Genomic DNA, 6,513 nt, shown 5'->3' with positions numbered 1-6,513 from the left:
CTTGAAGCTCATAACAGGCCGTATATACGAGTGCAGTTTTATCCTGTTCACATCGCGCAAAGCTGGTTAAAAACAAAGTAAAACTATGTCACTAAACAACTTGCGTAATGTGAGGTGTCCATATATGGGTTCACGGCGTCCCGCATCAGGCGGCTCCACCCCCAGAACTAAAGATTCCCCAGCCCCAGCCCCACCTCTAGCCGGCGGCTTTTTTGGCGCCTTCGTAGAGTGGCAGGATGAGATCGAGGGCGCTTTGGTTAGTGCTATCTTCGAGTTGCAGTTGGTTGTTTTGCAGGGGCGTTACGCGCTCGCCCCATTTGATTAGGCCGGCGCCGCAGGTGAGGCCACCGCCAAATACCGCAGAAATGATTTTATCACCGGGCTTCACCATGCCAGTTTCTAGGGCTTCGGTGTAAGCGATAGGCAAAGTAGCTGAAGAGGTGTTGCCGTATTTTTGGATGTTTACCATGGTTTTGGCTTCCGGCACTTTACACATTTTTGCTAAGAAATCGATGAGGCGCTTGTTCGCTTGGTGCGGAATAAGCACATCAATATCTTCGACGCTGAGGCCGGTTTCTTGAAATACCCCTTCAACGGCTGCGCTCATGCCTTTCACCGCGCGTTTAAATATTTCTTGGCCCACAAAATTAAATGGCATAACACCATCGAAGTTGTAGCGATCAAAGCTCAAACCGAAATCTAGCGCGAGGACATCGCGGGCATCGGCATCACAGCTTATTTTTGATGATAATAACCCAGCTTCGTTAGCGGATGCCTCAAGCACCATGGCGCCGGCGCCATCGCCGAAAAGCACCGCGCTTTCACGTTTGGTCCAATCGAGGATACGCGTTAAGCGTTCAGCACCGATAACCAGCACTTTCTTGTGCATACCCATGCGAATCGAGGAAGTGGCAAAATGCATGCCGTAAAAAAAGCTGCTACAGGCCGCGTTCAAATCGAATGCCGCAGCATTTTTGGCGCCAATTTCTTGTTGCACTTTCGATGCGAGGTTCGGAATGATTTCATCGGGTGTGCAGGTGCCAACGATGATGAGATCAATTTCAAGTGGATCGAGATCGGCCGCGGCAAGTGCGTTGCGAGCGGCAACAGCGGCTAACGCGGAGGTGCCCACGGCACTCACTCGGCGCTCTTCGATACCAGTGCGGCTGCGGATCCATTCATCGGAGGTTTCCAAGAATGTGGCCAGATCATTGTTGGTCATGATGGCGGGCGGCATGCATTTGCCCCAGCCGGTGATTTCTGCAAATTTCATTCGAACTACCTTAAAATCTTTTGATGAACGCGCGGTGATATCGCGCGTGACTCAGTTGTAACAATCGTATACCTTTATGACCGATAAGAAAACGAAAAGAGCCACAAACAAGGGATGAAACACTATGGTTAGCGGAATCAAAGGCGCCAGGGCGCTGAATAAGCGTAGTGCTCAAAGCATTGGTTTTGGCGTTTTTAGCCACTACTTCAATACGCTAACAACCAGAATGAACCGCTTGGGCCGCCGCTACACTAAACCTTTACGTGCGGTTGCTGCCGTTATGATTGTTTTAATACTTTCAGGTTGTAGTACAACGCCAAGTGTTCCTTCGGTGGTGAATATTTTACCGCCGAATATTTCCGATTTTGCCAAGCCGGTGGTGCCACCGGTGCGGTTGTCGGTTCGCGATCAGCGCACGCACAATCATGTGTTGCGAATTGAACACCACTCAGATCATGCGGAGTTTGCCACGACCCAAGTGCCGTTGGCTACTCTGATGAGTGAGGTATTGTTGGATTTTTGGCCGCATGCGGAGGATTCGGCGGTACCGCTAACGGTGTACCTAGAAGATGCCTTGGTGCGCGTTATACCCACTGAAGGGGGTTACCGAGCTGAGCATAGAGTTGCCATGCGTGTGGTGGCGCGCTCCGGAATGCAGTGGATTGGCCGGCAATATGTAACCCAAGCTGAGGGTGGGCCATACCGCCAGCCGGATTTTGAGCAAATTACGGATACCTTTAACCGCGCGGTGCACACCACGTTGCGCGATATGATGAGTGATCAGGTGTTGCAAGAATGGTTGCAAAACCATGTTCAATAAAGGGTGCAATGAACTGCTCAAGAAAATGGGCAATAACTTGGGCAATAGCTTGGGCAATAACTTGGGTAAGAGATAAGTGCCTTGTTAAAGTGCCCTGTATTAATGAGGCGGTATTAATCGCATGAATTGAGAGGTAAAAATGCAAACTTGGATAAAATTTGGAATCGCTGTTTTGTTCTTAGTGGGTGCCGCGAGTGCTTCGGTGGCGGCTGCAGAAGAGGGTGATATTCAAGAAAGTAATTTATACCCCAAGGTGAAATTTGTAACCAGTATGGGGGAAATGGTGGTTGAGCTTAATCGTTGGAAAGCGCCACTAACAGTTGATCATTTTTTGCGCCATGTAGTGAGTGGTAGCTACAACGACACGCTTTTTCACCGGGTGATGGCTGATTTTGTGGTGCAGGGCGGTGGTTATGAGGCTGATTGGACACCGCTACCTGAGGGCGATACGGTGTTTAATGAATCGGGAAATGGCTTAAAGAATAATTTTGGCACCATTGCGCTGGCTCGGGTTAATGCGCCGCATTCAGCGAAACGCCAATTCTTTTTTAACGTGAAGGATAACGAAAGCCTGAACCCTAGTTCGCGCCGTTGGGGCTATGCGGTGTTTGGCCAAGTGATTGAGAATGCCGAATTGCTGCATGAATTAGCCAGTGTAGAAACCGATTTTAATGAGGAAATGGGCTTCGCCGATGTGCCGGTGGAAACATTGCGCTTAATTTCTGTTGAGCTACTGCCAGAAGAGAACTAATTCGAAGTGAATAATTCCCGTACAGATCAGCCGCCGATAGGCTTTCGCAATGTTGTGCGTTTTTATTGCCAGCGCAGGCTAATTACAATTTTTCTTCTCGGCATGGCCAGTGGTTATCCTTGGGTAATGATCGGCTCTTCGATGTCGGCCTGGTTGAATGAAATGGGGTTTACCCGTTCAACCATTGGTTTTTTTGGCGTGGTGTTCGCCGCTTACTCGGTAAATTTCTTGTGGTCGCCTTTGGTGGATAGGGTGAAAATTCCCTTGTTGAGCAACTGGCTTGGCCACCGCCGAGGATGGATTTTATTTTGCCAACTGGGTATTGCCTTGAGCTGCTTTGTGCTTGCGCAAATGAATTTTACCACGCATTTGTATTGGGCCGGTTTAGTGGCGTTGGTGTTGGCTGTGTTTTCGGCTACGCAAGATATTTCCATTGATGCTTACCGGATTGATTCGGTGGGTGAGCATGAGGCGCGGGTGCAATCGGCTGGCGCCGCCATGACAACGGCCGGTTGGTGGACGGGTTTTGCCGGTTTAGGTGCTATACCGTTTTTCCTCTCTGATATGCCCGGGTGGGATTGGCCGCGGGTGTATCAATATTTGGCTGCACTGATGCTGGTTCTGAGCGCTGGTGTGTGGTTGGCTCGGGAGCCGAAAACAGCTCGCGGGGCGCTGCAAAAAGAGGCGGAACTGCGCTATCAGCAGGTGCTTGCCGGGGTGGGGAATCGTATTGCTTTACGGCATAAGATTACCGCTTGGCTTGGGGTTACCTTGGTGGAACCTTTAGCCGAATTTTTCCGCCGCAGCGGCGTTAAGTTTGCCCTTTCAATTTTGTTGTTTGTGCTCTTGTTCAAAGTGGGCGAAGCCTTTTTAGGCCGCATGTCGATTGTATTTTACCAAGAGGTGGGCTTCAGTAATTCGGATATTGCTTGGTATTCGAAGATTGTGAGCTGGTGGGTAACCATTATTTTTGCGCTGTTGGGATCGTATGTCACCATGCGCATTGGCATTTTAAAAGGCCTGTTCATTGGCGGCACGGCCATGGCGGCGAGTAATTTGTTCTTTGCCGTGCTGGCGCTTGTGGGCCCGAATAAAGGGCTTCTATTGGCGGCGGTAATTACCGATGGCTTTACTTCAGCGTGGTCAACGGTAGCCTTTGTAGCGCTCATTAGTTTGTTGGCAAACCGCGCTTTTACAGCAACCCAATACGCACTCATGGCCTCGGTAGGTACATTAGGCCGCACCGTTTTGGCAACCTATAGTGGCGCGGTAGTGGATTGGCTTGATGGCAATTGGGCGCTGTTTTTTGTGCTCACAACCTTGATGGTGATTCCAAGTTTGCTGTTTTTATGGACCATTCGCAAACCGATTCAAAAGCTTGAAGATGATAGCCGCGATCGGCAACAGCAATGGGATTCCGAGCAAGCGGTAAAGCGTGAAGCCGAATCCGAGCTGAATCAAACGCGCAAAAGTAAGGAGTAAACTGTGGCCAGCTGGGTGATTGTTGGAACCGGTGCATTGAGTACTCTTTGGGCGCACGGGCTGCAGGCGAGCAGTGCTGACGTTGTGATTTATTCGCGGCATTTGGAAGATCAGGGTGGTGTAGAACTCAGTGTAACCCAGCAAATTGCAGCAAATATGCGGCGCTTTCCGGTTATTCACGATGCAGGTGAGGCTGCGCCGGGCGCTATTTGGCTGATTATGGTGAAAGCTTGGCAGCTCGAGCCGTTGCTAATTCAGTTGGCTCAGCAAGGCTTGCGCCAAGCCACTATAATTTTGAGCCATAATGGTATGGGGGCAGGAGAAGACATAATTGCTGCTCAAGCCGAATGGCAGATTTATGATTTGGTAACCACCCAAGGGGCTTGGCGGCCAGAGCGAAACCATAGCGTTTATGCGGGAGTTGGTGAATCTTGGCTGGGTTCGCGGGCGCGCTTGGGTGCTCACTTGGGTGCTCACTTGGGTGCTCACTTGGGAGCGCACGGGGAAGATAGAGAAGTTGAAACCAACGAGCCTGAAGGGAAGAGAAACCAGGCCTCGCAGACTGAGCGTAGTAAGGGTGCGTTATCGAAGCCGCACCAATATACCGCGCCGGAGTGGTTTGTTGAGCTGGCGCAAGCATTCCCCCCCTTGCACTGGCAGCCCAATATATTGCATCGCCGTTGGCAGAAAATGGCGATTAATTGCGCGATTAATCCATTGGCAACCCTAGCGAACGAGGCGAATGGCGTATTGCAAAGCGATAAGTTTCAGGGCCACATTCGTGCGGTGTGTGAAGAGATCGCGAATGTTAACCCGGCGCTCGATGCCGACGAATTGGTTCGGCAAGTGCAGCAAGTAGCGGCGGCAACCGCTACTAACAAGTGCAGTATGTTGCAAGATGTTACTGCCGGTAGGCGTACCGAAATTGCCTTTTTAAATGGCTTTATTTGCCGTGAAGGCGAGCGGCTGCGCGTAGCAACCCGGGTAAATTGCGAGTTGGCTAAACAGATTGCTGCACTCAAGTTATCTTAAATTTATTTCTACGCGTGCTCAAAGCGTGAGCATGCTGTAACGGCGCAAAGCTAACGAGTTCAAAATTATGAAAAAAAATAAAGAACCAGTTTATTACGGTGATTATCTTGGTTTAGATAGGTTACTTGCTGCACAAAAACCGGTAAGCCCGCAATATGGGCCGGAGGCACATGATGAAACTTTGTTTATTATTGTGCATCAGGCTTATGAACTTTGGTTTAAGCAGCTTATTCACGAGTTACGCTCGGTGTTGAGTATTTTTCGAGAAGAGCATGTGGCGGATGAAAAGCTGATGACGATTGTGCATCGCTTGAAGCGCATGGTGACGATTCAAGAATTACTGAATCAACAAATTAATGTAATGGAAACCATGACGGCGCAAGATTTCCTAGAGTTTCGTGATTATCTGGTACCTGCCTCTGGTTTTCAGAGTATTCAATTTAAGGAAATTGAAATTAGCTTGGGCGTTAAGCGTGATAAACGCATTGCCTTCGATCAAGCTTCTTTTTATAACCGAATTAATGCGAAAGATCGTGCTTATTTAGAAAACTTAGAAGAACTACCTGATTTGTTCGAGCGCGTGGATGCTTGGTTGGCGCGGATGCCGTTTTTGCAGAAGGACGATTTTAGCTTTTGGCAGCATTATAAACAGGCGATTGATGAACAACTGCAGCATGATGAGGCCATTGTGCGCGGTAATAGCTTGCTTAGCGAGGAAGAACTTGCGGCGGAACTAGCAGATTTAGCAAGCACTAGAGAAAATTTTTCTGCATTGTTTGTAAGTGAGAAATATCAAGCCATGCAGGCCGAAGGCCGGGTTCGTTTATCACAGCGCGCCATGCAAGCTGCGCTTTTTATTCATTTATATAGTGAAGAGCCGGCTTTCAACTTACCTTATCAAGTATTAAATGCGCTGACGGAAATTGATAAAAACTTAACCATTTGGCGTTATCGCCATGCCATGATGGTGCAACGCATGCTGGGCTCAAAAATCGGTACGGGTGGTTCTTCAGGGCATGAGTACTTGAAACGCACCACAGAAAAAAATCGGATCTTTGCTGATTTTATGAACTTAGCAACTTATCTACTCCCAAAAGCGAGTTTACCGCCGTTACCTGCCAGTGTGAGCGCGAGTTTACGTAGAGGTGCATAATC

6 protein-coding genes are annotated in these 6,513 nt (G+C 49.2%); 5 read left to right on the top strand and 1 reads right to left on the bottom strand.

What is annotated here, in order from left to right:
* Positions 1-196: 196 nt before the first annotated feature.
* Positions 197-1,273: a ketoacyl-ACP synthase III gene (locus tag CWE08_RS10235; protein ID WP_126767997.1), complete on the bottom strand. Its 1,077-nt coding sequence runs from the start codon at positions 1,271-1,273 to the stop codon at positions 197-199.
* Between the two features lie 124 nt (positions 1,274-1,397).
* Here CWE08_RS10235 and CWE08_RS10230 point away from each other — a divergent pair, with 124 nt between their 5' ends.
* The 5 genes from CWE08_RS10230 to CWE08_RS10210 all read left to right on the top strand — a co-directional run bounded on the left by CWE08_RS10230 (position 1,398) and on the right by CWE08_RS10210 (position 6,511).
* Entirely contained in the window at positions 1,398-2,093 is a 696-nt protein-coding gene (locus CWE08_RS10230) for a YajG family lipoprotein (protein ID WP_126767996.1), read from the top strand.
* Between the two features lie 139 nt (positions 2,094-2,232).
* Positions 2,233-2,844 carry a peptidylprolyl isomerase gene (locus CWE08_RS10225; protein WP_126767994.1) on the top strand — a complete coding sequence of 204 codons (612 nt, stop codon included), beginning with the start codon at positions 2,233-2,235 and terminating at the stop codon, positions 2,842-2,844.
* Positions 2,845-2,850: 6 nt separating this feature from the next.
* Entirely contained in the window at positions 2,851-4,326 is a 1,476-nt protein-coding gene (locus tag CWE08_RS10220; RefSeq protein ID WP_126767993.1) for an AmpG family muropeptide MFS transporter, read from the top strand.
* 3 nt (positions 4,327-4,329) lie between these two features.
* Positions 4,330-5,358, top strand: a complete 1,029-nt coding sequence (locus CWE08_RS10215) for a ketopantoate reductase family protein (protein ID WP_126767991.1) — start codon at positions 4,330-4,332, stop codon at positions 5,356-5,358.
* A gap of 67 nt (positions 5,359-5,425) precedes the next feature.
* Positions 5,426-6,511 (top strand): tryptophan 2,3-dioxygenase family protein, encoded by a 1,086-nt coding sequence (locus CWE08_RS10210; protein ID WP_126767990.1) that lies wholly within the window; start codon positions 5,426-5,428, stop codon positions 6,509-6,511.
* Positions 6,512-6,513 lie beyond the last annotated feature (2 nt).

It is taken from the genome of Aliidiomarina iranensis, assembly GCF_003987135.1.
In the GTDB taxonomy this organism is placed as follows: Bacteria; Pseudomonadota; Gammaproteobacteria; order Enterobacterales; family Alteromonadaceae; genus Aliidiomarina; species Aliidiomarina iranensis.
The sequence above is the reverse complement of the archived record's forward strand: the minus strand, read 5'-3'. Positions and strand labels throughout refer to the sequence as shown.

Bases quoted from the DNA above. Each gene is read 5' to 3' on its own strand.
- CWE08_RS10225 (WP_126767994.1), top strand. From the start codon at position 2,233: ATGCAAACTTGGATAAAATTTGGAATCGCTGTTTTGTTCTTAGTGGGT.
- CWE08_RS10210 (WP_126767990.1), top strand. From the start codon at position 5,426: ATGAAAAAAAATAAAGAACCAGTTTATTACGGTGATTATCTTGGTTTA.
- CWE08_RS10230 (WP_126767996.1), top strand. From the start codon at position 1,398: ATGGTTAGCGGAATCAAAGGCGCCAGGGCGCTGAATAAGCGTAGTGCT.
- CWE08_RS10235 (WP_126767997.1), bottom strand. From the start codon at position 1,273: ATGAAATTTGCAGAAATCACCGGCTGGGGCAAATGCATGCCGCCCGCC.